Here is a 22,916-nt window from a genome sequence, read left to right on the forward strand (position 1 = left end):
AGCGCCTCGTTGAGGCGCTTTTTCTTGTTTGCCTGGGGGCCGCCATGAGCGCAGAACGACCCAAGGATGACGATGCCCTGCAGGAATTCCTGATCTGGCAGAGCCGGGATGTGGCGGCAGTGGAGCAGCGTTTTCGCGCCACCATGGCGGCTTATCCCGATGGCAGCAGCGAGCAGGCCCAGGTGGCAACCCAGGTGGCCCGCACCCTGGGGTTGCAGCAGCGCTTTGACGAAGGCCATGCCCTGCTGGATCAGCTGGCCCCCCGGCTGGATGCGCTGCCGCCCATCGTGACGGTGCGCTACCTGCTGGAACGCGGCCGGCTGTTCAACTCCGGCAAGCAGAAGGATAAGGCCCGCCCCCTGTTCGAACAGGCCTGGGACAAGGCGCGCACCATAGAGGCCGACTACCTGGCGGTGGACGCCGCCCATATGGTGCCGTTTACCGTAGCGCCGGCCGAGCAACTGGCCTGGAACCTCAAGGCCGTGGCCTATGCCGAAGCCAGCAGACAGCCCAGGGCCAAGCGCTGGCTGGCCTCGCTCTACAACAATATCGGCATGGCCTACCAGGACATGGGCCAGTACGAGCCCGCCCTGGCTTACTTCGAGAAACAGCTGGCCGAGCGCCGCCAGCAAGGCCAAGCCGGGCCGCTGCGGGTTGCCCGCTGGATGGTGGCCCATGTGCACAGGCTCATGGGCAGGCACGAAGCCGCCCTGGCCGAGCAACAGGCACTGGAGCGCGACAATGCCGCAGCAGGCGAGGTGGACGGCTATGTGTTCGAGGAGCTGGCCGAGCTGTACCTGGCCCGCCAGCAGGGCGACGAGGCCAGGCGTTACTTTGGTCTGGCCCATGCGGCGCTGTCGCAGGATGCCTTCCTGCAACGCGATCAAGCCGAGCGGCTGGCACGGATGAAGCTGCTGGCCGGGCAGTAGTGATTTGGTTCATGTACAACGCGACAGATAAGTCTCTGTAGCAGCAGCGTAACTGCCTACAGATTTGGTAGAATCCGCGCAAAATCCAACCGTGCCTGATGGCCGGTCCGATAATCCGGCGCCAAAAGCGCCACACCCAAACGGAAGCGATCCCATGAGCACCCATATCCCCAGCGATCTGAAATACGTTGCCAGCCACGAGTGGCTGCGCGTTGAAGCCGACGGCAGCGTGACCGTGGGCATTACCGACCACGCCCAGAGCCTGCTGGGCGATGTGGTGTTCGTGGAAGTTCCCAAGGTGGGTGCCCAACTGGCTGCCGACGAGCAGGCTGGCGTGGTGGAGTCGGTCAAGTCCGCTTCCGATGTGTACGCCCCGATTGCTGGCGAGATTCTCGCCGTGAACGAATCCCTGGCCGATGCCACCGAGTCGGTCAACACCGACCCCTACGGTGCAGGCTGGTTCTTCAAGATCAAGCCGGCCAACCCAGCTGATCTGGACGGCCTGATGGACGCCGCTGCCTATGGCAAGGAAATCGGCGCCTGATCCAGTCACCGAGCACAGGAGGCACCCCATGCTGCGCCTGAAATCTACCCTCGCTGCCCTGTTGCTGGCTGCCGCACCCATGCTGGCCCTTGCGGACAAGGCCTTCGACGGGGTGTGGCAGGCGCAGCACGGCGAGTATCTCATCGTCACCACCAGCGGCACGGTGCTGATCGGCATGGAACTGATACCGAACAGCGCCAGCCAGCCTGAGCTGGCCGGGCCGCTCTCCGGCACCTGGGCCGATACCCTGCTGGCCCAGCTGGGGCAGGCCGGCGAGTTTGCCGGCACGCTCAATAGCGGCAAGCTCAGCCTGCCCATGCGCGGCCGCCTGCTGGCCCCCGGCGAGCTGGAAGTGACGGTGCTGGGCTGCTCCCGCCCCGGCGAGAGCTGCGCCGATACCGCCAGCATGGTGGTGCGCTACAAGAAAGTGCTCTGACGCTGCGCACAAGCATTACCCGCCGGTCGCCACAAGCGGCCGGTTTGCCATTTTGAATATCGCCCCGTGCGATGAACCATACCTAGTAAGGGTCATACCATGACGCCGCTTCTCTCGCTGGAAAACCACGACGAATTCATCCACCGCCATGTCGGTCCCGATCAACACGAAATCGCCAGCATGCTGGCGACCGTGGGTTCGGACTCGCTCGATGGCCTGGTGAAGGACACGCTGCCAGGCACCATCCTGGGCGGATCGCCCTGTGCGCTGCCCGATGCCGTGACCGAGGAAGCGGCACTGGCCGAAATCCGCGCCATAGCCAGCAAGAACGTGATTGCCCGTTCGTTCATCGGCATGGGCTACCACGAGACCATCACCCCCAAGGTGATACTGCGCAACGTGATGGAAAACCCCGGCTGGTACACCGCCTACACGCCCTACCAGGCCGAGATTTCGCAGGGCCGCCTGCAATGCCTGCTGAACTTCCAGCAACTGGTGCTGGACCTGACCGGCCTGGAGCTGGCCAATGCCTCGCTGCTGGATGAAGCCACGGCCGCAGCCGAAGCCATGGCCATGGCCCGCCGCGTGTCCAAGTCCAAGTCCAACCGCTTCTTTGTGGACCGCGACGCACTGCCGCAAACCATAGACGTGATGAAGACCCGCGCCACGGCCTTTGGCTGGGAACTGATCTACGGCACGGCAGCCGAGGCCAAGGACCATGAAGTCTTCGGCGCCTTGTTCCAGTACCCCAATGTCAACGGCGAAATCGCCGAACTCGAAGCCGCCGTGGCAGCCATCAAGGCCATGGGCGGTCTGGTTGCCCTGGCAACCGACCCGATGGCCCTGGTAGTGCTGAAGTCGCCAGCCGCGCTGGGCGCCGACATCGCCCTGGGCTCGGCCCAGCGCTTTGGCGTGCCCATGGGCTTCGGCGGCCCGCACGCCGCCTTCTTTGCCACCCGCGACGAATACAAGCGCTCGGTGCCTGGTCGCATCATCGGCGTGTCGGTCGATTCGGCCGGCAACCCCGCCCTGCGCATGGCCCTGCAGACCCGCGAGCAGCATATCCGCCGCGAGAAGGCCAACTCCAATATCTGTACCTCGCAGGTACTGCTGGCCAATATGGCCTCGCTGTACGCCGTCTACCACGGCCCGGTCGGCCTCAAGCGCATTGCCGACCGCATCCATCGCCTGACCGCCATCTTTGTCGAAGGCCTCAAGCGCGTGGGCGTGACCGTGCAGACCCGCCATTTCTTCGACACCGTGGTGGTAGACCTGGGCGCCAAGGCCCATGCCGCCTACGAAGCCGCCCAGAGCGCCGGCTACAACCTGCGCCATGTCTCCAGCAGCCAGCTGGGCATCAGCTTTGGCGAGCGCAGCAGCCGCGCCGATGTGAAGGCACTGTGGACGGCCCTGGTCGGTGAAGCCGCCAAGGCCCTGGATGTGGAGCTGCTGGACCAGGAACGCGTTGCCGCGCTGCCTGCCAGCCTGCTGCGTACCGACGCCATCCTGACCCACCCGGTGTTCAACGCCCACCACACCGAGACCGAGATGCTGCGCTTCATGAAGAAGCTGCAGAACAAGGATCTGGCCCTGGATCACGCCATGATCTCGCTGGGTTCGTGCACCATGAAGCTGAACGCCACCGCCGAAATGATTCCGGTGACCTGGCCCGAGTTCGGCGATATCCATCCGTTCGCCCCGGCCAGCCAGACCCGTGGCTACCTGGAGCTGGTGGAAGGCCTGAGCGAGCAGCTCAAGGCCATTACCGGTTTTGACGAGATCTGCATGCAGCCCAACTCGGGCGCGCAGGGCGAGTACGCCGGCCTGCTGGCCATCCGCCGCTACCACGAGGCCCGTGGCGAAGGGCATCGCAATATCTGCCTGATCCCGCAATCGGCCCACGGCACCAACCCGGCCACCGCGCAGATGATGTCCATGCAGGTGGTGGTGGTGGCATGCGACGACAACGGCAACGTCAACGTGGCCGACCTCAAGGCCAAGGCCGAGGAGCACAGCAAGAACCTGGCCTGCCTGATGATCACCTACCCGTCTACCCACGGGGTGTTCGAGGAAGCCATCCGCGAAATCTGCGACGTGATCCACGCCCACGGCGGCCAGGTCTATATGGACGGAGCCAACCTCAACGCCCTGGTGGCGCTGGTGAAGCCGGCCGAGATCGGTGCCGATGTGTCGCACATGAACCTGCACAAGACCTTCTGCATTCCGCACGGCGGCGGCGGCCCCGGCATGGGCCCCATCGGCCTCAAGGCCCACCTGGCTCCCTACATGGCCAACCATGTGGTGGCCCCGATCGACGGCCCGCACCGTGGCCAGACTGCCGTATCGGCAGCGCCGTTCGGTTCGGCCTCCATCCTGCCCATCTCCTGGATGTATATCCGCATGATGGGTGGCAACGGCTTGAAGAAGGCCACCCAGGCAGCCCTGCTGAACGCCAACTACATGGCCAAGCAGCTGTCGGCCCATTACCCCATCCTCTACACCGGCAAGAACGGCCGCGTGGCGCACGAGTGCATCATCGACCTGCGCCCGCTCAAGGCCGCCAGCGGCGTGACCGAGGTGGATATCGCCAAGCGCCTGATGGACTACGGCTTCCATGCCCCGACCATGAGCTTCCCGGTGCCTGGCACCTTCATGATCGAGCCGACCGAATCCGAATCCAAGGCCGAACTGGATCGCTTCATCGACGCCATGGTGTCCATCCGCAAGGAAGTGGAGCAGGTACAGCAAGGCAACTGGCCGGCAGACAACAACCCGCTGCGCAACGCCCCCCACACCCAGTTTGCCGTGGTGGGTCAGTGGGAACGCCCCTACAGCCGCGAAGTGGCCGCCTACCCGCTGGAATGGGTGCGCGACAACAAGTTCTGGCCTAGCGTGGGTCGGGTTGACGATGCCTACGGCGACCGCAATGTGGTCTGCTCCTGCCCCAGCATCGACGCCTACCGTTAAGAGCCGGTTTTGAATTAAGTCATTGATTGCTGATATCGGGCTGTGCAGGCGCCAGGGAAACCCTGGCGCTAAGCGTCAAAGCAGCCTGATACAGTCGGCTCTTCCCTGATTTAATCCACACCCTCCGCCCTCGCTCTGCAACGGAAGTCCACGTTGCACGGTGCGTGGAGAGAACCTCGCTGACGCTCGTCATCACTTTGAATTAGCTGCATTTTTAGTGCTTAAGCTCATAACTGGCTCCGAGAGCCTGGCGTTGGCCGCCACCGAGGTGGTGCGCTGCGGAGAGTCTGGGTGTGCCCCCACGCCCTGCTAATGAGTTAAAGTGTTTGAAGCCCGGCCTGGTCCGGGCTTCTGTTCATAGGGAGTCCGATTCATGACCACATTGCCGGCCATATTGCAGGAGCCCATACAGGCGCTGCTGGACGAAGGCGACAAGCAATTCGATAAGGGCCGCTTCGACGCTGCCCTGGCCAAGTACGAAGAGGCCCGCGCCCTCTTGCCCAGCGATCTGGAACGCTGGGAAGCCAGTACCTGGGTGCTAGCTGCCATAGGCGACGCCTGCTTCCTGATGGGCGAGCACGACCGTGGCCAGCAGGCGCTGGCACAGGCATCGGAGTGTCCGGAAGGGTCAACCAACCCGTTTATCCAGCTGCGCCTGGGCCAGTGCGAGTTTGAACTGGGCCGGTTGGATCAGGCCGTAGTCGCGCTGAGCCTGGCCTATGCCACCGGTGGCGAAGAAGTATTCGAGGATGAAGACGCCAAGTATCGGGCCTGCGTGCACCAGCGTTAATCAAGTAGGCCGAATGCGCGGCGCTTGCCTGGCCGCGCCGGGTACAGCCCCGGCGACTTCCAACTATCTGTCTGCCCTGCCCCGCATGATTGGTGGCCGGGAAAAGCAAAACAGCCCGGCTCAAGCCGGGCTGTTTCACGTGGAGCCCTGGCTGTTGCGGCCAGGGCTGCACCATCATGCTCAACGCTTGAAGCGCAACTCCGCTACGCGGTCGGCTTCCACGCTGGTGGCGACGCCTTCGCGGGCAGCGCGCTCAAAGATCTCGGTGAGCGTGTCGCCGATGCGGCGTACATGGGCTTCCACTTCGTTCTCGGGCTTCTTCAGGTGCTCGTAGCAGACCTTGATGATGCCGCCAGCGTTGATGACGAAGTCGGGCACATAGAGTATGCCCTTCTGGCGCAGGAACTCACCAATGTCGGCGGTAGCCAGCTGGTTGTTGGCGCCGCCGGCCACGATCTTGACCTTGAGGCGGCCCAGGGTGTTGGGGTTCAGCGTGGCGCCCAGGGCGCAGGGGGCGTAGATATCGGCTTCCACGTCGTAGATGCTGTCCACCGGCACAACTTCGGCGCCCAGTTCGGTACGGGCACGTTCCAGCGCTGCCTGGTCGATGTCGGTGACAATCAGCCTGGCGCCGGCCTGGCGCAGGCGGCGGGCATAGTCGAAGCCAACATTGCCTAAGCCCTGCAGGGCCACGACCAGGCCTTCCATGGAGTCACGCTTGAGGTGGTACTTCACGGCAGCCTGTGCGCCGACAAAGCAGCCCAGGGCGGTAAAGGGCGACGGATCACCAGTCTCGCCCAGGCCGGCCACATGGCGGGTCTTGCGGGCCACATGGGCCATGTCGTCGGTATTGGTGCCCACGTCTTCGGCCGTCACATAGCGGCCGCCCAGGCGCTCAAGTGCCTCTCCCAGAGCTTCGAACAGCGCAGGGGTCTTGTCGGTCTTGGGGTTGGCGATAATCACGCTCTTGCCGCCGCCGATGGGCAGGCCGGCAACGGCGTTTTTGTAGGTCATGCCGCGCGACAGGCGCAGTACATCGGTAACGGCGTCGGCTTCGCTGGCGTAGTTCCACATCCGGCAGCCGCCCATGGCGGGGCCCAGGTTGGTATTGTGGACAGCCAGGATGGCCTTGAGGCCCGACTTGGGCTCGGACACGAACACCACTTGCTCGTGGTTGTCGAAGTTGGGTTCGCTGAATACAAATGCGGTCATGCTTTTGGCTCCGCGCGGAATGGCCGGCAACGCAAGCGAGAAGGCTTGGTCGGCAGGCTGGGTCCGCAGAAAAATCGTGTTTTTCGGGTCATGCAGCGCGGCGATAGACCACGCTGCCATGCGGTCGGCAATTGTGTCGCCAACCGAGGCCGAATCGTAATGCGGGATAGCCGTCGTGGCTAGGGTGTGTGCCTGATTTTTCAGCAATATAGGATGGGCGGTCCCTGCCGCTTATGCGTGGCTGGCCTTCATCGACGGCCTCAAGGAGCGCCAGCGAGGCTCCCGCACGGCGGCGCGGGCGGGAGAGTCTATGGATTCAGGCTGCGCTGACATCCAGCGTCTCCTTAGTGCCTGCCCTGCCCATCCCCCATCCATGACTTCAGCGCAAACAGGCCCTCAACCTCGCTTGAACGCCCCCAGCAGCACCCCGGCGGCCACGAAGGCACCACCGGCTGCGCGGTTGAACCAGCGCATGCGGCCGCTCTGCCGCAGCCAGCTGGCCAGGCGGGCGCCACCGCCGGCATACACACACATCCAGCCTGTCTCTATCAGCACAAAGGTCAGCAACAACAGGCTGGCCTGGCCGGCCATGGGTTGCTTGGCGTCGATGAACTGGGGAAAGAACGCCACCCCGAACAGGATGGCCTTGGGGTTGGAGAGGGCGATCAGCACGCCGATGCGAAAGCGCGCCCACCCGCTGTCGGCATCGGGCCGGCCCTCGGTTTCCAGGCCATCGGCACTGGCGCGCCAGGTCTTGATGCCCAGGTAGATCAAATAGGCCGCCCCCACGTACTTGATGACGTCGAAAGCATGGCTGGAGGCCAGCAGCACCGCGCCCAGGCCGCCCAGCGAGATGGACAATATGACAGCCAGGCCGGCCAGCAGGCCCAGCATGGTGCTACTGGCGGTACGGCCCAGGCCATGGTGTATGCCGTGGGTCATGGCCAGCAACATATTGGGGCCGGGCGTGCCCGATATGACGAAGACGGCGCCGACATAGGCGAGCCAGAGTTGGAGGGACATGACAGCCTGCCTGTAGCGTGAGCGGAGAGTAGGACGCATGCTAACGCCTACGGCCAGGTCGGGCAAAATCCCGGTTTTATCGTAAGCTTGCCGGTATTCATCGCAGCCTGTCTCCCCCATGCGCCTGACCTTACCTGGAGTCCCTCCTGTGCTTCATCAACTCACGGGAGATCCCATCATGCAAATCAAGGCTTTGTTGTTGTCGGTTGCTGTCGCTGGCGCATTGAATGTACCGCTCGCGGCTGCATAACGGCCCGGCGTACCCGCCGGCTGGCGTGCTGCTGGCCAGGTCGGCAAGCAGTTCTAGGTAGGGTTATCAGTAGCTGTTCAAGCAGATGTAGCGTCGGTGCCTGCCGGCTCGCCCGTTATGGGTTAGGGACAGCGCAGGCGCCAGTGGACGGGTAAGCAGCCATAACCCTCAGTCCCAAAAACAAAGAGCCGGCATAAGCCGGCTCTTTGCATGGGGGCAGAACAGCGCTTAGCTGGTCAGGCCTTCCAGCAGCTTCTGCAGTTCGCCGCTCTGGTACATCTCGCCCACGATGTCCGAACCGCCGACGAATTCGCCACGGATATAGAGCTGGGGGATGGTGGGCCAGTTGGCGAATTCCTTGATGCCCTGGCGGACTTCATCGTCGGTCAGCACATTGACGGCAGCAAAGTTCACATTGCAGGCCTTGAGTATGCTGACTGCCTTGGCCGAGAAGCCGCACTGCGGGAAGGTGGGCGTACCCTTCATGTACAGCACGACCGGGTTTTCGGTGACGGTTTGGCGGATTTTTTCCTGGGTATCCATGACACTCCTCGCAGGCCATCGGGCGGCCGGTTGCGTAATAGCTGATTAATTCAGTCGGGAATTTTACGCGGTGGCCGGTGTGGCCGGCAAGCCTGCTGATCGGTTTCAGTCAAACAGCGCCAGGTTGCTGCCCGGCTGCGGCTTGTGCTGGCGCTCGAACGCCAGCAAGGCCTGCTTGCGTGGCAGGCCGCCGGCGTAGCCGGTCAGCGAGCCATCACCGCCGATGACGCGGTGACAGGGCACGATCAGGCCGATGGGGTTGGTGGCGTTGGCACGCCCCACCGCACGGGCGGCACCGGGCTGGCCCAGGGCCTGCGCCAGCTCACCATAACTGATCGTCTCGCCATAGGGTATCTGTACCAGGGCCGCCCAGACTGCGTGCTGGAAAGGCGTGCCGCTGGGCGCCAGTGGCAGCGTAAACTGCTGCCGGGTGCCGGCCAGGTATTCGCGCAACTGGGCCATCACCGCCGCCAGGCGGCGGGCGTCGTGCCGTGCGCCTGCGGCAACGGCCGTGGTTTCGGCATGGTCGAAGAAGCTCATGCTCAGCAAGCCACCCTGGCCGTTGACCTGCGCCACCATGCGGCCGAAGGGCGAGTCCATGGCGTCCCAGTAACGGTCGCTCATGCTGCCTCCTCGCTGGCCAGGGGTTTGAGGCTGGCCCACAGGCGGGCGGTGGCCAGGCTGCGATGCGGCGCGTAGCAGGCCATCAGCGCCTGGGTCTGGGCGGCATCGGGCCGTTGTGGCAGGGCAAACTGGCGCTGCAGGGCGGCGACCAGGCCGGCGTCGCCCACCGGCACGCAGTCGGCAAAACCGGCCCCCCGCAGCAGCGTGTATTGCGCCGTCCAGGGGCCAATACCGCGCAGTGCGGTGAGCCGCCGCAGGGCAGCCGGTGCCGATTGATACGGCAGCTGCTCGATATCAATGCCATGCTCGACCAGATGCCGGGCCGTGTCGACCAGATAGCTGGCCTTGGAGCGGGAAAACTTGCGCTCGCACAGCAAGGCTGGGTCCAGCGCGGCCACGGCAGCAGGGCTGGGATGGGCCTGCATGCCCTCGCCAGCATCGGCGCCCGCCAGCAGGATGACCTGCCGGCGCAGCTGGCCGGCAAACGTCAGGTTCACCTGCTGGCCGACTATGGCCCACACCAGGGCCTCCCACACGCTGGCGCTGAGCGGGAACACTAGGCCCGGTTGGCTGGCCTGCAGTTGCAAGGCTAGTGGGTCGCTCAGGGTTTCTTCCTGCGGGCGCCATAGACCCAGGCAGCGTAGTGCGGCCAGGTGGGCGGCCGCCATGGTGGCCGGCACAAGCCTTTGTTCGCTGGCAACTTCGCAATGGGCCTGGCCCGGCGCCAGGGTCAGGCTCAGCCGGATGGCCTGCCCCTGGACCAGCAGGGCCTTGCAGAGGTGGTTGCCGCTGCGCCGCTCGGCGGGGCCGTCAGGGTCGCGGCCCAGGTAGGCCAGCACCTCGGCGCTGCGGTAAGCCTGCGGCAGGCGCAGGGTGAAGCTGCTGCCGGCCAGCATGCTGCGGTAGCAGCCCGGTGTCATGCCCTGCTCAGCCAGGAACTGGCGGTGGAAGGTGGCTTCGCTGCGATAGCCCACGGCGTAGGCGATATCGGCGATGGCGGTGTCGGACGCTTGCAGGTGCCTGAGGGTGGCCAGTTGGCGGGCATGGCGCAGCAGGGCTGCCGGGCTGGTATGGCCATGCTCGCGGCAAAGGGTGCCCAGCTTGGTACGGGATACCCCGGCCAGGCGGGCCAGTGCAGCCAGGTCGGCAACTTCGCTGCAGTCGGCCAGCAGGCGAGTCTGCAAGCCTTCATAGATGGCTTCGTCGCTACCCTGGCCCCGGTAGAACAGATCGGGTCGGCAGCGCAGGCAGGGGCGCAGTCCGGCAGCGCGGGCAGCCGCCTCATCGGCAAAGAAGCGAACATTCTCTAGCTTGGGCTTGCGCGCAGGGCAGGATGGCAGGCAATAGATGCCCGTGGTCAGCACGCCTGTCAGAAAACGGCCGTTGTAGCGGACATCGCGGTCCAGTATGCGCTGGTAGCGCTCGGTATCGGTAACCATGGCGGCAGTCTAGCGCGAGCTGGGGGTTTGCGACTGTCATCGCTGACGCTGGAATTGGCGGGAGCGAGATAGTCTGCAATCAGTTCAGTTTGCGTTAACCCTATCAGGCGCTCAATGCCGTTCAAGGTACTACAACCCCGAACGGCCAAGGAGGCTGAAATGAACACCAAGAAGCTGATCGCCCTGTTGCTTGCCACCGCCTCGCTCGGCGCCCTGGCCCAGCGTGGCAACCTGGTTGAGATCCAGGTGGAAGACCGTTACGGTCGTGACTACCGTGAATACCAGCACCGTGGCAGTGCCTGGGTGGCAGGCGAGCAAGGCGAGGCCTATCAGGTAAGGCTGCGCAATCTTACCGACGAGCGGGTGCTGGTGGTGTTGTCGGTAGACGGCATCAACGCTGTCAGCGGTGAGACTGCCGGCTACCAGCAGGCCGGCTATGTGCTGGAACCCCACGGTGACACCGTCGTGTCGGGCTGGCGCAAATCTATGGGCAGCGTAGCCCGCTTCTACTTTACCGACCTGGGTGACAGCTACGCTGACCGTACCGGCAGGCCGGACGAAGTAGGCGTGATAGGCGCCGCCGTGTTCCGCGAGCGTCGCTATATTCCACCCGTGGTGATCGCCCGTGATCGCGATGCCCGGGCCATGGAAGAGAGCTCACCGCGCGCAAAGTCGGCGCCGTCCGCCGCGCCGCAGATGGGCACCGGCCACGGTGAGATCGAGGACTCGCAGGCTCGCCGTACCCGGTTCGAGCGGGCCAGCACCCAACCATCCGACCGCCTGGCCCTGCGCTACGACAGCCGCCGTAACCTGGTAGCAGCCGGGGTGATACCGGGCCGTCGCCATCAGCGCGACGAACCCAACCCCTTCCCGCAAGAAGGCTTCACCCCCGACCCACCGCGTTACGGCTGGAATCGCCGGTGAGAGCCTGTTATGGGCTTGAGTCTGGGATGGGTGATGACGTGAGCAGCAGGCGCCAGGGGAACCCTGGCGCTGGACGCCAGCGCAGCCTGAACCGGTAGGCTCTTCCTTGATTGAATCCACACCCCCCGCCCTCGCCGCCGCGAGGGAGCCTCGCTGACGCTCGTTATCTCTCTGAATGGGCTTCAGCGGGTGCTATGGACTCAGGTCTGGGATGGGTGATGAAGGATTGAGCAGGCGCCAGGGGGCTGGCGCTAAACGTCAGCGCAGCCTGAACCAGTAGGTTCTCCCCTGATTTATTCCCACTCTCCCGCCCTCACCGCCGTGAGGGAGCCTCGCTGACGCTCGTTAGCGAGCCTTTCATGGGCTGAGGGCATCGATGGGTGCGACGCCTGAGCAGGCGCCAGCGCAGCCTGAACTGGTAGGCTATTCCTTGATTTATTCCACACCCCCCGCCCTCGCTGCCGTGATGGGAGTTCACGTTGCGAGGTGCGTGGGGTGGGAGCGTCAGCCCAGCTTGCGCTTGAGTACTTCGTTCACCTGCGCCGGGTTGGCCTTGCCCTTGCTGGCCTTCATGCATTGGCCGACCAGGGCGTTGAAGGCTTTTTCCTTGCCGGACTTGTACTCCTCCACCATGGCGGCATTGGCGGCCAGTACTTCGTCGATGATGGCTTCGATGGCGCCGGTGTCGCTTTCCTGCTTGAGCCCGTCGCGTTCGATGATGGCATCGGCGCTGTCACCCGCTTCCCACATCTTTTTCAGCACATCCTTGGCGGTCTTGTTGTTGATGGTGCCATCCATCACGCGGCGTATCAGCAGCGCCAGGGCGTCGGCGGCAACCGGGCTGTCGGCGATGTCGCGCTCTTCGCGGTTCAGCGTGGCCGAGATTTCGCCCATGATCCAGTTGCTGGCCAGCTTGGCATCGGCACCGGCAGCCACGGTGGCTTCGTAGTAGCTGGCCATGGCCTTGCTGGAAGTCAGGGTGGCGGCATCATAGGCGGGGATGCCGTATTGCGACTGGAAGCGGGCCTGCATGGCTTCCGGCAGCTCGGGCAGCTCGCTGCGCACCCGCTCTATCCAGGCCTCGTCTATCACCAGCGGCGGCAGGTCCGGGTCGGGGAAGTAGCGGTAGTCATGTGCATCTTCCTTGCTACGCATCATGCGGGTCTGGCCGCTATCGGGGTCGAATAGCACGGTGGCCTGCTGGATCTTGTGGCCGTCTTCGATCTGTTCGATCTGCCACTGCACCTCGTACTTGATCGCCTGTTCCATGAACTTGAAGCTGTTCAGGTTCTTGATTTCGCGCCGGGTGCCAAACTCCTTCTGGCCCAGCGGGCGTACCGAGACGTTGACGTCGCAGCGGAAGCTACCTTCCTGCATATTGCCGTCGCAGATTCCTATCCAGGTCACCAGGCTGTGCAAAGCCTTGGCATAGGCGATGGCTTCGGCGGCCGAGCGCATTTCCGGCTCCGAGACGATCTCCAGCAAGGGTGTGCCGGCACGGTTCAGGTCGATGCCGCTCATGCCGTGGAAGTCTTCGTGCACCGATTTGCCGGCGTCTTCTTCCAGGTGGGCGCGGGTCAGGTTGATCACCTTGTCCTGGTCGCCTACCCGTATGGTGACCTGGCCACCCTCGACCACCGGCACTTCAAACTGGCTGATCTGGTAGCCCTTGGGTAGATCCGGGTAGAAGTAGTTCTTGCGGGCGAAGATGGACTTGCGGTTGATCTTGGCGCCGATGGCCAGACCGAACTGTATGGCTTTTTCCACCGCCGCGCGGTTCATCACCGGCAGCACGCCGGGCAGGGCGATATCCACCGCACTGGCCTGGGTATTGGGCTCATTGCCAAACCTGGTGCTGCTGGCCGAGAAGATTTTCGACTGGGTCGAGAGCTGGGTGTGGATTTCCAGCCCGATAACGACTTCCCATTGCATCTTGCGTATTCCTTCCATGACTGGGCCGCCGGGACGGCCTGTCGATTGATCCCTGTTGCTTACAGTGCTGGCGCGCGGGTGTGCCAGTCGGTGGCCTGCTGGAACTGGTGGGCCGCATTGAGCAGGCGCGCCTCGCTGAAATAGTTGCCTATCAGCTGCAGGCCCACCGGGCGGCCGTTGGCGCCAAAGCCCACCGGGTGGGCAATGCCGGGCAGGCCAGCCAGGTTGACGCCCAGGGTGTAGATGTCGGCCAGGTACATGGCAATCGGGTCATCGCCCTTCTCGCCCAGGTTCCAGGCCACCGTGGGGGCCGCCGGGGCGGCAATCAGGTCGCATTGGCCAAAGCCGGCCTGGAAATCCTCGGACAACAGGCGGCGGACCTTCTGAGCCTTGAGGTAGTAGGCGTCGTAATAGCCGTGGCTGAGCACATAGGCACCAGTCAGGATGCGGCGCTTCACTTCCCAGCCAAAGCCTTCGGCTCGGCTGGTTTCATACATCGCTTCCAGCAGCGTTACCTTCTCTTTTTCCTCTTTGGCTTCTTTGTTGTGTTCTTCGAAATAGGCTTCGTAGTTCTGAGAGCGATGGCCATACCGCACGCCATCGAAACGACTCAGGTTGCTGGACGCTTCGGCCGGGGCAATCACATAGTAGGCGGGGATGGCCAGTTCGGTACGTGGCAGGCTGATTTCCACCACCTCGGCGCCCAGCTTGCGGTACTCGGCCAAGGCCGATTCGATGGCGGCGGCCACGTCGGCCGCCAGGCCAGCACCGAAGTACTCGCGCGGCATGCCGATGCGCAGTCCCTTGAGCGGCTGGTTCAGATCGCGGCTGTAGTCTTCCTTGGCCATTTCCAGGCTGGTGGAATCACGCACATCGTGGCCTGCCATGACATTGAGCATCAGGGCACAGTCTTCTGCAGTCTGAGCAATGGGGCCGCCCTGGTCCAGGCTGGAGGCATAGGCGACCATGCCGTAGCGGCTGACCACGCCATAGGTGGGCTTGAGCCCGGTGACGCCGCAGAAGGCTGCCGGCTGGCGGATGGAGCCGCCGGTATCGGTGGCCGTGGCGGCCGGCGCCAGGCGTGCAGCAACGGCTGCTGCCGAACCGCCGGAACTGCCGCCGGGGACGGCATCCCTGTCCCAGGGGTTGCGTACCGCGCCGTAGGCACTGTTCTCGTTGCTCGAGCCCATGGCGAACTCGTCCATATTGGTGCGGCCCAGCGTGACCAGACCGGCCGCCGTGCAACGCTCCACCACGCCTGCGTCATAGGGCGAGACAAAGTGCTCCAGCATCTTGGAGCCACAGGTGGTCTTCCAGCCCTCGGCGCAGAAGATGTCCTTGTGGGCAATGGGCACGCCGGTCAGCAGGCCGGCATTGCCAGCAGCGCGGCTGGCATCAGCCTTGCGGGCCATGGCCAGCGTCAGCTCGCGGTCCACTGTGATAAAGGCATTGAGCGCGCCCTGGGCGGCTTCTATCCTGGCCAGGTAGTCACTGGCCAGTTCGACTGCGGAGGTCTTGCCGGCGGCCAGCAGGTCGGCGGCTTGCTTGAGTGTGTAAGTCATGGCTGTTCTGTATACCCCATTCCCCGCTCGACCATGTCGATCAGGATGTGGATGACCTTGATGTGGATTTCCTGGATACGATCGGCATAGCCGAAGTGCGGCACGGTGATCTCGGCGTCACCCTGGCCCTTGAGCTGGCCGCCGTCCTTGCCCAGCAGCAGCACGACGCGCATCTGTTGTTGCCGGGCGGCTTCGACGGCGCGCAGGATATTGCGTGAATTGCCGCTGGTGCTGATGCCCACGAACACGTCGCCGGCCCGGCCTACGCCCTCGATAAAGCGCGAGAACACAAACTCGAAGCCGTAATCGTTGCCCACGCAGCTGAGGTGGGAGGGGTCGGATACGGCGATGGCGCCCAGGGCCGGGCGGTTGTCGCGGTAGCGGCCGGTCAGCTCCTCGGCAAAGTGCATGGCATCGCAATGCGAGCCGCCGTTGCCAGCCGAGATTACCTTGTGGCCGGCGCGAAAGGCCTCGACCAGCAACTGGCCGGCCGACTCGACCGAGGCGATGAACGCCTCGTCGGCCAGCACGCGGGCCAGCAGGGCATGCCCCTCGGCCAGGGTGGCGCGGATATGCGCGGCGCTCATTCGATGACCTTGGGCACCAGGTAGAGGCCGTCTTCCACTGCCGGGGCCACGGCCTGGAAGGCGGCGCGGCGGTTGGTCTCGGTGGCGACGTCCTCGCGCAGGCGCAGGGCCACGTCGCGGGCGTGGCTCATGGGCTCGACGCCTTCTGTATCAATGGCTTTCAGCTGTTCTATCAGGCCGAATATGCCATTGAGTTTCTGCTCGACCTCGGCGACTTCGGTGTCATTTACCTGCAGACGCGCCAAGCGGGCGATGCGTCGCACATCGGCTTGTGTCAGAGACATGGTCAAAACCCTTCAAATCTTTAGTTTTGCAAGGCTATTAGGGTAACATACCGGGTTTACCGCACCCAAGCCTTGGGGAAGCGCGCGACTGCGCAGGCAGGCACGCAAGGCGTTGACTCCCAAGGACAAAAGCAAGAGCACGGTAAGCCATGTTGCACTGCGAGGTGTGGCTGGTGAACAAACCCATATAGAGCGTGGTCTGTCCCCGGGCAGGCCCCCGGGGCATGGCGCCCCAAGACACAGCATACGGACATCTCATGATCGGTTCTCTCAGCGGTTATTTCTCCAACGACCTCGCCATCGACCTTGGCACGGCCAACACCCTGATCTTTGTCTCTGGCAAGGGCATCGTGCTGGACGAACCCTCGGTGGTAGCCATACAGCAGGAAGGCGGCCCCAGCGCAAAGAAGACCATCCTGGCCGTGGGGGCAGAGGCCAAGAAGATGCTGGGCCGTACCCCGGGCAGCATTACTGCCATCCGGCCGATGAAGGACGGCGTGATCGCCGATTTCACCATCACCGAACAGATGCTCAAGCAGTTCATCAAGAAGGTGAACCCCAGCCGCCTGTTTGCCGCCAGCCCCCGTATCGTGATCTGTGTGCCCTGCGGTTCCACTCAGGTTGAGCGCCGCGCCATCAAGGAATCGGCGCTGGGCGCCGGTGCCCGCAAGGTTGAACTGATCGAGGAGCCCATGGCTGCCGCCATCGGCGCCGGCCTGCCGGTCGAAGAGGCTACCGGCTCTATGGTGGTCGATATCGGTGGTGGTACCACCGAAGTGGGCGTGATCTCGCTGGGCGGCATCGTGTACGCCAACAGCGTGCGGGTGGGTGGCGACAAGTTCGACGAAGCCATCATCAACTACATCCGCCGCAACTATGGCATGCTGATTGGCGAAACCACGGCGGAAGAGATCAAGAAGCGTATCGGTTCGGCCTTCCCTGGCGCCGAAGTGCGCGAGATGGAAGTGAAGGGTCGCAACCTGGCCGAGGGTATCCCCCGCTCGTTCACCATTTCGTCGAACGAAATCCTGGAAGCCCTGACCGAGCCACTGAACCAGATCGTCTCGGCAGTGAAGCAGGCGCTGGAACAGACCCCGCCGGAACTGGGCGCCGACATTGCCGACAAGGGCATGGTGCTGACAGGTGGTGGTGCGCTGCTGCGTGACCTGGACCGCCTGCTGATGGAAGAGACCGGTCTGCCGGTCATCGTGGCCGATGATCCTCTGACCTGCGTGGTGCGCGGTTCGGGCAAGGCCCTGGAGAAGATGGACAAGGTCGGCACGATCTTTACTAACGACTGATACAGCGTGAGGAGCGAAGGGTGAGGTGTGAAGAGCCAGCTCTTCCACGCAGCGCCCTTTGCGCCTTGCCCCTCACCCTGATATGCAAGCCACTAACCAACCTGTCTTCTTCAAGCAGGGCCCCAAGCCATTCAGCCTGTTGCTGATCTACGCCTCGCTGTCGCTCACCCTGCTGGTAGTGGATGTGCGCTGGCAGATACTGCAGCCGGTGCGCGAGACCGTATCGGTAGCGTTGTATCCGCTGCAGTGGCTGGCGACCGCCCCTATCTCCGCCGCCCAGCAGGTGGGCGATTATTTTGTGTCGCAGACGGCCTTGCAGCGGGAGAACCGCAAGCTGCAGGACGACAAGCTGCTGGCCAGTGCCGAACTGATGCGCCTACAGGCGCTGCGGCAGGAGAACACCCAACTGCGTGCCCTGCTGTCTACCCGGGCAGCCCACCAGGGCAAGGGCACGCTGACCGAGGTGCTGTATAACGACCGCGATCCGTTTACCGCCAAGCTGGTGGTGGATAGAGGCGAAAGCAGCGGGGTGAGGCTGGGCCAGGTGGTGATAGACCCCCAGGGGGTAGTCGGCCAGGTGACGCGTTTGCAACCGCTGACGGCCGAGGTGACGCTGATCTCCAACAAGGGCCATACCGTGCCGGTGCAGGTGGTGCGCAACGGTGTGCGGGCCGTGCTGTATGGCCTGGGCCCGGAAAACCCGCTGGAAGTGAACTGGATGCCGCTCAACGCCGACATACGCAGTGACGATGTGCTGGTGACTTCCGGCATCGATGGCACCTACCCGCCCGGCCTGCCCGTGGCCCGGGTCAAGCGGGTGGATCGCAATGCCGGTTCGGCCTTTGCCCGCATCAGCTGCGAGCCGGCCGCCGATATCGACAAGCACCGCTTCCTGCTGATACTGGACGAACGCCGGGATCAGCCCGCCAGGCCGGTGGAGCATGCCGCCAAGCCCGCCCGTCGCGGCGCCCACAAGGAGCCTGCCTGATGCCGGTATCCAGCCAACTGCTCAAGCCGGTCAAGCGCAGCTTTATCGTCTTTACCTTTATCGTGGCACTAACCCTGGCGCTGATACCCTGGGGCCCCATGGTGCGTGCCTTCCTGCCCGATTTCGTGGCACTGACCCTGCTCTACTGGTGCATGAACCAGCCGCGCCATGTGGGCGTGGGCTGGGCCTTCTGGCTGGCCATGCTGCTGGATATCGCTGACGGCAATGTGTTTGGCCAGCATGGCCTGGCCTACTGCGCCACCAGCTGGTTTGTGCTGGGGCGACATCGCCAGCTGGGCATGTTCCCGCTGTGGCAGCAGGCCCTCTATGTGGCGCCCCTGCTGCTGGCCAACCAGCTCATCATGCTGCTGGTGCGCATGGCGACGGGCAGCGGTTTTCCGGGCTGGAGCTATTTTGTCGGCACCCTCTCGGGCGCCTTGCTGTGGCCCCTGCTGAGCCAGTTGCTGCAGGCACCGCAGCGCGTGGATAAACCTGCCGAAATCCAGTCATGAGCCGTCGCACCGTATTGCGCGACCACCACGGCGAGCGCTACAGCTTCCAGTTGCGCCTGGTGGTGGTCATCACCGGCGTGCTGATCGGCTTCGCCATCCTGCTCAGTCGCTTTGTCTACCTGCAGGTGATGAAGCACGACAAGTATCACACCCTGGCCGAGAGCAACCGCATCTCGCTGGTGCCCATCCCACCGTCGCGCGGCATCATCACTGACCGCAACGGCGTGGTGCTGGCCCACAACTATTCGGCCTATACGCTGGAAATCACCCAGTCCAAGCTGGGCGAGAAGCTGGACGCCACCATAGACCGGCTGGCTGAGTTCATCGATATCACGGCCAAGGACAGGCGCCGGTTCAAGAAGCTTCTGGATGAGAGCAAGGATTTTGAGTCCCTGCCCATCAAGACCCGGCTCAGTGACGAGGAAGTGGCCCGCTTTGCGGCCCAGGCATTCCGCTTCCCCGGGGTGGAGGTCAAGGCGCGCTTGTTCCGCCAGTACCCCATGGGCGAATCCGCCTCGCACCTGGTGGGCTATATCGGCCGGCTCAACGATGGCGACCTGAAACGACTGGATGCCGATGGCCGCTTGCCCAACTACAAGGGCACCGACCATATCGGCAAGTTCGGCCTGGAACAGAGCTATGAGCAGGTGCTGCATGGCACTACCGGCTATGAGCAGGTCGAGACCGATGCGGGCGGCCGGGCCATACGGGCGCTGAACAGCACCCAGGCCACGCCGGGCAACAATCTGGTGCTGACCGTGGATATCAAGCTGCAGCAGGTGGTGGAGCAGGCATTTGGCGAACGCCGTGGCGCCCTGCTAGCCATAGAGCCCAGCACCGGCGGTATACTGGCCATGGTGTCGCGGCCTGGTTTCGACCCCAATCTGTTTGTTGATGGCATCGATCCGGTATCGTGGAAGGAGCTCAACGACGCGACCTCCCGGCCGCTCAACAACCGCGCCATCCAGGGCCTGTATCCGCCTGGCTCCACCTTCAAGCCCTTTATGGCGCTGGCTGCGCTGGAGACCGGCAAGCGCCGCCCCAGCGATGCCATCTCCGACCCCGGCTATTTCATCATGGGTAACAACCGCTGGCGCGACGATGCGGTTCACGGCCATGGCATGGTCGATATGCACAAGTCCATCGTGGTCAGCTGCAATACCTATTACTACCGCCTGGCCAACGATATGGGCATAGACGCCATATCCAACTTCATGGGGCCGTTGGGCTTTGGCAGCCGTACCGGGGTGGACCTGCCAGGCGAGAAGGAAGGCATACTGCCCTCGCAGGCCTGGAAGCGCCGCGCCTTCAAACGCAAGGAACAGCAGCGCTGGCTGGCGGGCGATACGATTTCCATCGGCAACGGCCAGGGCTTCAATACCTATACCATCATCCAGATGGCGCAATCGACAGCCACCCTGGTCAACAACGGCGTGCAGTACCGCCCGCATCTGGTGCAATACATAGAGGACAGCGTCAGCCGCGAGCGGCGTGCTTTGGAGACGGTGCCGGCCAAACAACTGCCCTACAAGCCCGAGCATATCGAAGTCATCAAGCAGGCCATGGTGGCCACCAATATGCAGGGGACGTCATCCACCGCTTTCCGGGGTGCACCCTATACCTCGGGCGGCAAGACCGGCACGGCCCAGGTCTACAGCCTCAAGGGCGCCAAGTACAACGCCAGTTCCACCCGAGAGGAACTGCGCGACCACGCCCTGTTCATCGCCTTTGCACCGGCCGACAAACCGCGTATCGCCCTGGCCATGATCGTGGAGAATGCTGGCTTCGGTGCCGCGCATGCCGCGCCTATTGCCCGCAAGGCCTTCGACTACTACCTGCTGGGCAAGCTGCCCAGCCAGGAAGCCAAGCCCGCAGCCGGGGCGGTGGCGCCCACTGCCGAGGCGCAGGCGCCAATACCGGAAATCACGAGTCACAGCCATGCTGATTAAGCGACTGATCAAACGTTTCGTCGACCCTATCGACCCCTGGCTGCTGCTGTTCGTGGCCCTGCTCGTCGGTGTCAGCCTGATGACCATTTTCTCGGCGTCCAACCAGAGCTTCGACAAGATCAACAGCAAGTTGGTCTCGGTGGTGGTGGCGCTCTCTGCCATGTGGGTGGTATCCAACCTCAAGCCGGTGCAGCTGATGTGGCTGGCACCGCAGCTGTATACCTTCGGCATGGTGCTGCTGATCGGGGTGGCGCTGTTCGGCGACATCACCAACGGCGCCCGTCGCTGGCTGGACATAGGCGTGGCCCGGATACAGCCGTCAGAGCTGATGAAGCTGGCCGTACCCATGATGCTGGCCTGGTACTTCGACCGGCACGAGGCCAGCCTCAAGCTCAAGCATTTTGCCGTGGCTGCCTTGCTGATAGGCATGCCCATGGCGCTGGTGCTGAAGCAGCCTGACCTGGGCACGGCCTTGCTGATCGGTGCAGCCGGTTTCTATGTTCTGTTCTTTGCTGGCCTTTCCTGGCGCATCATCCTGGGCGGCCTGGCCGGGCTGGCGGTCGCCATCCCCTTCGTGATCTGGCCGCTGATGCATGATTACCAGCGTGAGCGGGTGATGACCATGATCGATCCCATGGCCGATCCGCTGGGCAATGGCTACCACATCATCCAGTCCACCATTGCCATCGGCTCTGGCGGGGTGTTCGGCAAGGGCTGGCTCAAGGGTACCCAGACCCACCTGGACTTCATTCCTGAGCGCACCACTGACTTCGTGTTCGCCGTCTATGCCGAGGAATTCGGCCTGATAGGCAATATCCTGCTGCTGATACTGTATCTCTGCGTCATCGGCCGTGGCCTGATGATTGCCAATAACGCTTCCAGCCTGTTTGGCAGATTGCTGGCCGGCGCGTTGACGCTGTCCTTCTTCACCTATCTGTTCGTCAATATGGGCATGGTGTCTGGCATCCTGCCGGTGGTGGGTGTGCCACTACCGTTGGTCAGCTACGGGGGTACCGCCATGCTGTCCATCCTCATCGGTTTCGGTATGCTGATGGCTATTCAGCGTGACCGAAAGTTGATGAAGAGTTGACGATACGACATCTAGTACTCTGCGGCTGCCTGCTGGCAGCCGGCTGCGCCAGCTACCAGCCCCTGCCGCCTGCCACACCCAGCAAGCCGGCCGAACCTGCACGCCCGCCTGTGGCGGCTAATCCCAAGCCTGCCCTGCCGCCGGCCAAACCCGAACAGATACCGCAGCAATATGGCGGCTATTACCAGGACGATGGCCCCATTCTGGACGTGCCTTACGATCTGGATGCCCTGACCGAGCCGGAAGCCCGGCCCGAGCCCTTGCACCGCTATGCCAACCGGCCTTACACGGTGCTGGGCAAGAGCTATACCCCACGCAAGACCTATGGCGAGTTCAGCCAGCAGGGCATGGCCTCCTGGTATGGCAAGAAGTTCCACGGCAAGCGTACGGCCAGCGGCGAGCCCTACGATATGTTCAAGCTGACTGCCGCCCACCCCACCCTTCCTATACCCAGCTATGCCAGGGTGACCAGCCTGAGCAACGGCAAGTCGGTGCTGGTGCGTATCAATGACAGGGGGCCATTCCACAAGGGGCGGGTAATCGATCTGTCCTATGCCGCTGCCTACCGGCTGGGCTACCACAATGGCGGTAGCGCCCAGGTCAAGGTAGAGGCGGTTGCACCCGGCGAGACCCAGCCAGCTCCTCCGCCCGAGACGGCGCTGCTGCAGGCGGTAGAGGCGGCAGCCGGCACCTTGCCGGTACGCGATGAGCGCACCACGGCGGTGGACCCGCTGGCCCGGCTGGCCAGCAATCTGGCGGACGAACCCATGCCGGCACCACCGATAGAGACCCGTGCCGAGCAGCGCTGGGTGCAGCTGGGGGCCTTCGGCACCCAGACGACAGCCGAGGCTTTTCGCGACAAGGTGACGGGCACGCTGGGTTGGCTACCGGCGCCGGTGGTAGAGAACAGCGGCGCTATCTGGCGGGTAAGGGTAGGCCCGTTCGACAGCCGCCAGGCGGCGCAGCAGGCAGCCGACCGGATCGCCAACGAGGCGGATCTGCGGCCGGTGGTGATGCGCTAAAACCTGGG

21 protein-coding genes are annotated in these 22,916 nt (G+C 63.7%); 12 read left to right on the forward strand and 9 right to left on the reverse strand.

Features of this window, described 5'->3' with window-relative positions; all coding sequences use genetic code 11:
• The first annotated feature begins 44 nt into the window (after positions 1 to 44).
• The 5 genes from QQK16_RS06580 to QQK16_RS06600 all read left to right on the forward strand — a co-directional run bounded on the left by QQK16_RS06580 (position 45) and on the right by QQK16_RS06600 (position 5,666).
• Positions 45 to 929 (forward strand): tetratricopeptide repeat protein, encoded by an 885-nt coding sequence (locus QQK16_RS06580; RefSeq protein ID WP_284195629.1) that lies wholly within the window; start codon positions 45 to 47, stop codon positions 927 to 929.
• 154 nt (positions 930 to 1,083) lie between these two features.
• Entirely contained in the window at positions 1,084 to 1,473 is a 390-nt protein-coding gene (gene gcvH, locus QQK16_RS06585) for a glycine cleavage system protein GcvH (RefSeq protein ID WP_284195630.1), read from the forward strand.
• A gap of 28 nt (positions 1,474 to 1,501) precedes the next feature.
• Positions 1,502 to 1,909: a hypothetical protein gene (locus QQK16_RS06590; RefSeq protein WP_284195631.1), complete on the forward strand. Its 408-nt coding sequence runs from the start codon at positions 1,502 to 1,504 to the stop codon at positions 1,907 to 1,909.
• Positions 1,910 to 2,008: 99 nt separating this feature from the next.
• On the forward strand, positions 2,009 to 4,876 hold the full coding sequence (gene gcvP, locus QQK16_RS06595; protein WP_284195632.1) for an aminomethyl-transferring glycine dehydrogenase: 2,868 nt from the start codon (positions 2,009 to 2,011) through the stop codon (positions 4,874 to 4,876).
• Positions 4,877 to 5,249: 373 nt separating this feature from the next.
• On the forward strand, positions 5,250 to 5,666 hold the full coding sequence (locus QQK16_RS06600; protein ID WP_284195633.1) for a hypothetical protein: 417 nt from the start codon (positions 5,250 to 5,252) through the stop codon (positions 5,664 to 5,666).
• 180 nt (positions 5,667 to 5,846) lie between these two features.
• Here QQK16_RS06600 and QQK16_RS06605 read toward each other — a convergent pair whose 3' ends face one another.
• From QQK16_RS06605 to QQK16_RS06625, 5 genes are all read right to left on the reverse strand, one after another.
• Complete coding sequence (locus QQK16_RS06605; RefSeq protein ID WP_284195634.1) at positions 5,847 to 6,878, reverse strand: Glu/Leu/Phe/Val family dehydrogenase; 1,032 nt, start codon at positions 6,876 to 6,878, stop codon at positions 5,847 to 5,849.
• A 396-nt stretch (positions 6,879 to 7,274) separates the two neighbouring features.
• Positions 7,275 to 7,901: a LysE family translocator gene (locus QQK16_RS06610; protein WP_284195635.1), complete on the reverse strand. Its 627-nt coding sequence runs from the start codon at positions 7,899 to 7,901 to the stop codon at positions 7,275 to 7,277.
• A 478-nt stretch (positions 7,902 to 8,379) separates the two neighbouring features.
• Entirely contained in the window at positions 8,380 to 8,694 is a 315-nt protein-coding gene (grxD, locus tag QQK16_RS06615) for a Grx4 family monothiol glutaredoxin (RefSeq protein ID WP_284195636.1), read from the reverse strand.
• Between the two features lie 105 nt (positions 8,695 to 8,799).
• Positions 8,800 to 9,318: a methylated-DNA--[protein]-cysteine S-methyltransferase gene (locus QQK16_RS06620; RefSeq protein ID WP_284195637.1), complete on the reverse strand. Its 519-nt coding sequence runs from the start codon at positions 9,316 to 9,318 to the stop codon at positions 8,800 to 8,802.
• Entirely contained in the window at positions 9,315 to 10,757 is a 1,443-nt protein-coding gene (locus QQK16_RS06625; RefSeq protein WP_284195638.1) for a DNA-3-methyladenine glycosylase 2, read from the reverse strand. Before QQK16_RS06625 ends, QQK16_RS06620 begins: the two co-directional genes overlap by 4 nt.
• 159 nt (positions 10,758 to 10,916) lie before the next feature.
• On the opposite strand from QQK16_RS06625, the gene QQK16_RS06630 reads away from it, so the two are divergent.
• Complete coding sequence (locus QQK16_RS06630) at positions 10,917 to 11,681, forward strand: hypothetical protein (RefSeq protein WP_284195639.1); 765 nt, start codon at positions 10,917 to 10,919, stop codon at positions 11,679 to 11,681.
• Positions 11,682 to 12,185: 504 nt separating this feature from the next.
• Here QQK16_RS06630 and gatB read toward each other — a convergent pair.
• The 4 genes from gatB to gatC are packed head-to-tail and all read right to left on the reverse strand — an operon-like array spanning position 12,186 to position 16,046.
• Positions 12,186 to 13,613: an Asp-tRNA(Asn)/Glu-tRNA(Gln) amidotransferase subunit GatB gene (gatB, locus tag QQK16_RS06635; RefSeq protein ID WP_284195640.1), complete on the reverse strand. Its 1,428-nt coding sequence runs from the start codon at positions 13,611 to 13,613 to the stop codon at positions 12,186 to 12,188.
• 59 nt (positions 13,614 to 13,672) lie between these two features.
• Complete coding sequence (gene gatA, locus QQK16_RS06640) at positions 13,673 to 15,175, reverse strand: Asp-tRNA(Asn)/Glu-tRNA(Gln) amidotransferase subunit GatA (protein WP_284195641.1); 1,503 nt, start codon at positions 15,173 to 15,175, stop codon at positions 13,673 to 13,675.
• A complete protein-coding gene (gene lpcA / locus QQK16_RS06645) occupies positions 15,172 to 15,762 on the reverse strand; it encodes a D-sedoheptulose 7-phosphate isomerase (RefSeq protein WP_284195642.1) in 591 nt (196 codons plus the stop codon). The genes gatA and lpcA overlap by 4 nt, the downstream gene beginning before the upstream one ends.
• On the reverse strand, positions 15,759 to 16,046 hold the full coding sequence (gene gatC, locus QQK16_RS06650; protein ID WP_284195643.1) for an Asp-tRNA(Asn)/Glu-tRNA(Gln) amidotransferase subunit GatC: 288 nt from the start codon (positions 16,044 to 16,046) through the stop codon (positions 15,759 to 15,761). The genes lpcA and gatC overlap by 4 nt, the downstream gene beginning before the upstream one ends.
• Positions 16,047 to 16,303: 257 nt before the next feature.
• Between gatC and QQK16_RS06655 the strand changes: the two genes are divergently transcribed.
• The 6 genes from QQK16_RS06655 to QQK16_RS06680 all read left to right on the forward strand — a co-directional run bounded on the left by QQK16_RS06655 (position 16,304) and on the right by QQK16_RS06680 (position 22,908).
• Entirely contained in the window at positions 16,304 to 17,347 is a 1,044-nt protein-coding gene (locus tag QQK16_RS06655; RefSeq protein WP_284195644.1) for a rod shape-determining protein, read from the forward strand.
• An 82-nt stretch (positions 17,348 to 17,429) separates the two neighbouring features.
• Positions 17,430 to 18,335 (forward strand): rod shape-determining protein MreC, encoded by a 906-nt coding sequence (mreC, locus tag QQK16_RS06660; RefSeq protein WP_284195645.1) that lies wholly within the window; start codon positions 17,430 to 17,432, stop codon positions 18,333 to 18,335.
• Complete coding sequence (gene mreD, locus QQK16_RS06665) at positions 18,335 to 18,847, forward strand: rod shape-determining protein MreD (protein WP_284195646.1); 513 nt, start codon at positions 18,335 to 18,337, stop codon at positions 18,845 to 18,847. Before mreC ends, mreD begins: the two co-directional genes overlap by 1 nt.
• The gene (mrdA, locus tag QQK16_RS06670; RefSeq protein ID WP_284195647.1) at positions 18,844 to 20,796 is read left to right on the forward strand and encodes a penicillin-binding protein 2; all 1,953 of its coding nucleotides are present in this window, start codon (positions 18,844 to 18,846) and stop codon (positions 20,794 to 20,796) included. Before mreD ends, mrdA begins: the two co-directional genes overlap by 4 nt.
• Entirely contained in the window at positions 20,786 to 21,886 is a 1,101-nt protein-coding gene (gene rodA, locus QQK16_RS06675) for a rod shape-determining protein RodA (protein WP_284195648.1), read from the forward strand. The genes mrdA and rodA overlap by 11 nt, the downstream gene beginning before the upstream one ends.
• Positions 21,883 to 22,908: a septal ring lytic transglycosylase RlpA family protein gene (locus QQK16_RS06680; protein WP_284195649.1), complete on the forward strand. Its 1,026-nt coding sequence runs from the start codon at positions 21,883 to 21,885 to the stop codon at positions 22,906 to 22,908. Before rodA ends, QQK16_RS06680 begins: the two co-directional genes overlap by 4 nt.
• The last annotated feature ends 8 nt before the right edge of the window (positions 22,909 to 22,916 follow it).

The organism is Chitinimonas prasina (assembly GCF_030160395.1).
Classification (GTDB): domain Bacteria; phylum Pseudomonadota; class Gammaproteobacteria; order Burkholderiales; family Chitinimonadaceae; genus Chitinimonas; species Chitinimonas prasina.

Excerpts from the sequence above, each read along its gene's own strand:
- gcvH (WP_284195630.1), top strand. The coding sequence starts at position 1,084 with ATGAGCACCCATATCCCCAGCGATCTGAAATACGTTGCCAGCCACGAG.
- QQK16_RS06655 (WP_284195644.1), top strand. The coding sequence starts at position 16,304 with ATGATCGGTTCTCTCAGCGGTTATTTCTCCAACGACCTCGCCATCGAC.
- QQK16_RS06605 (WP_284195634.1), bottom strand. The coding sequence starts at position 6,878 with ATGACCGCATTTGTATTCAGCGAACCCAACTTCGACAACCACGAGCAA.
- grxD (WP_284195636.1), bottom strand. The coding sequence starts at position 8,694 with ATGGATACCCAGGAAAAAATCCGCCAAACCGTCACCGAAAACCCGGTC.
- mreD (WP_284195646.1), top strand. The coding sequence starts at position 18,335 with ATGCCGGTATCCAGCCAACTGCTCAAGCCGGTCAAGCGCAGCTTTATC.
- QQK16_RS06580 (WP_284195629.1), top strand. The coding sequence starts at position 45 with ATGAGCGCAGAACGACCCAAGGATGACGATGCCCTGCAGGAATTCCTG.
- lpcA (WP_284195642.1), bottom strand. The coding sequence starts at position 15,762 with ATGAGCGCCGCGCATATCCGCGCCACCCTGGCCGAGGGGCATGCCCTG.
- gatB (WP_284195640.1), bottom strand. The coding sequence starts at position 13,613 with ATGCAATGGGAAGTCGTTATCGGGCTGGAAATCCACACCCAGCTCTCG.
- gcvP (WP_284195632.1), top strand. The coding sequence starts at position 2,009 with ATGACGCCGCTTCTCTCGCTGGAAAACCACGACGAATTCATCCACCGC.
- QQK16_RS06630 (WP_284195639.1), top strand. The coding sequence starts at position 10,917 with ATGAACACCAAGAAGCTGATCGCCCTGTTGCTTGCCACCGCCTCGCTC.
- QQK16_RS06610 (WP_284195635.1), bottom strand. The coding sequence starts at position 7,901 with ATGTCCCTCCAACTCTGGCTCGCCTATGTCGGCGCCGTCTTCGTCATA.
- QQK16_RS06590 (WP_284195631.1), top strand. The coding sequence starts at position 1,502 with ATGCTGCGCCTGAAATCTACCCTCGCTGCCCTGTTGCTGGCTGCCGCA.
- rodA (WP_284195648.1), top strand. The coding sequence starts at position 20,786 with ATGCTGATTAAGCGACTGATCAAACGTTTCGTCGACCCTATCGACCCC.
- QQK16_RS06625 (WP_284195638.1), bottom strand. The coding sequence starts at position 10,757 with ATGGTTACCGATACCGAGCGCTACCAGCGCATACTGGACCGCGATGTC.
- gatC (WP_284195643.1), bottom strand. The coding sequence starts at position 16,046 with ATGTCTCTGACACAAGCCGATGTGCGACGCATCGCCCGCTTGGCGCGT.
- mreC (WP_284195645.1), top strand. The coding sequence starts at position 17,430 with ATGCAAGCCACTAACCAACCTGTCTTCTTCAAGCAGGGCCCCAAGCCA.
- mrdA (WP_284195647.1), top strand. The coding sequence starts at position 18,844 with ATGAGCCGTCGCACCGTATTGCGCGACCACCACGGCGAGCGCTACAGC.
- gatA (WP_284195641.1), bottom strand. The coding sequence starts at position 15,175 with ATGACTTACACACTCAAGCAAGCCGCCGACCTGCTGGCCGCCGGCAAG.
- QQK16_RS06620 (WP_284195637.1), bottom strand. The coding sequence starts at position 9,318 with ATGAGCGACCGTTACTGGGACGCCATGGACTCGCCCTTCGGCCGCATG.
- QQK16_RS06600 (WP_284195633.1), top strand. The coding sequence starts at position 5,250 with ATGACCACATTGCCGGCCATATTGCAGGAGCCCATACAGGCGCTGCTG.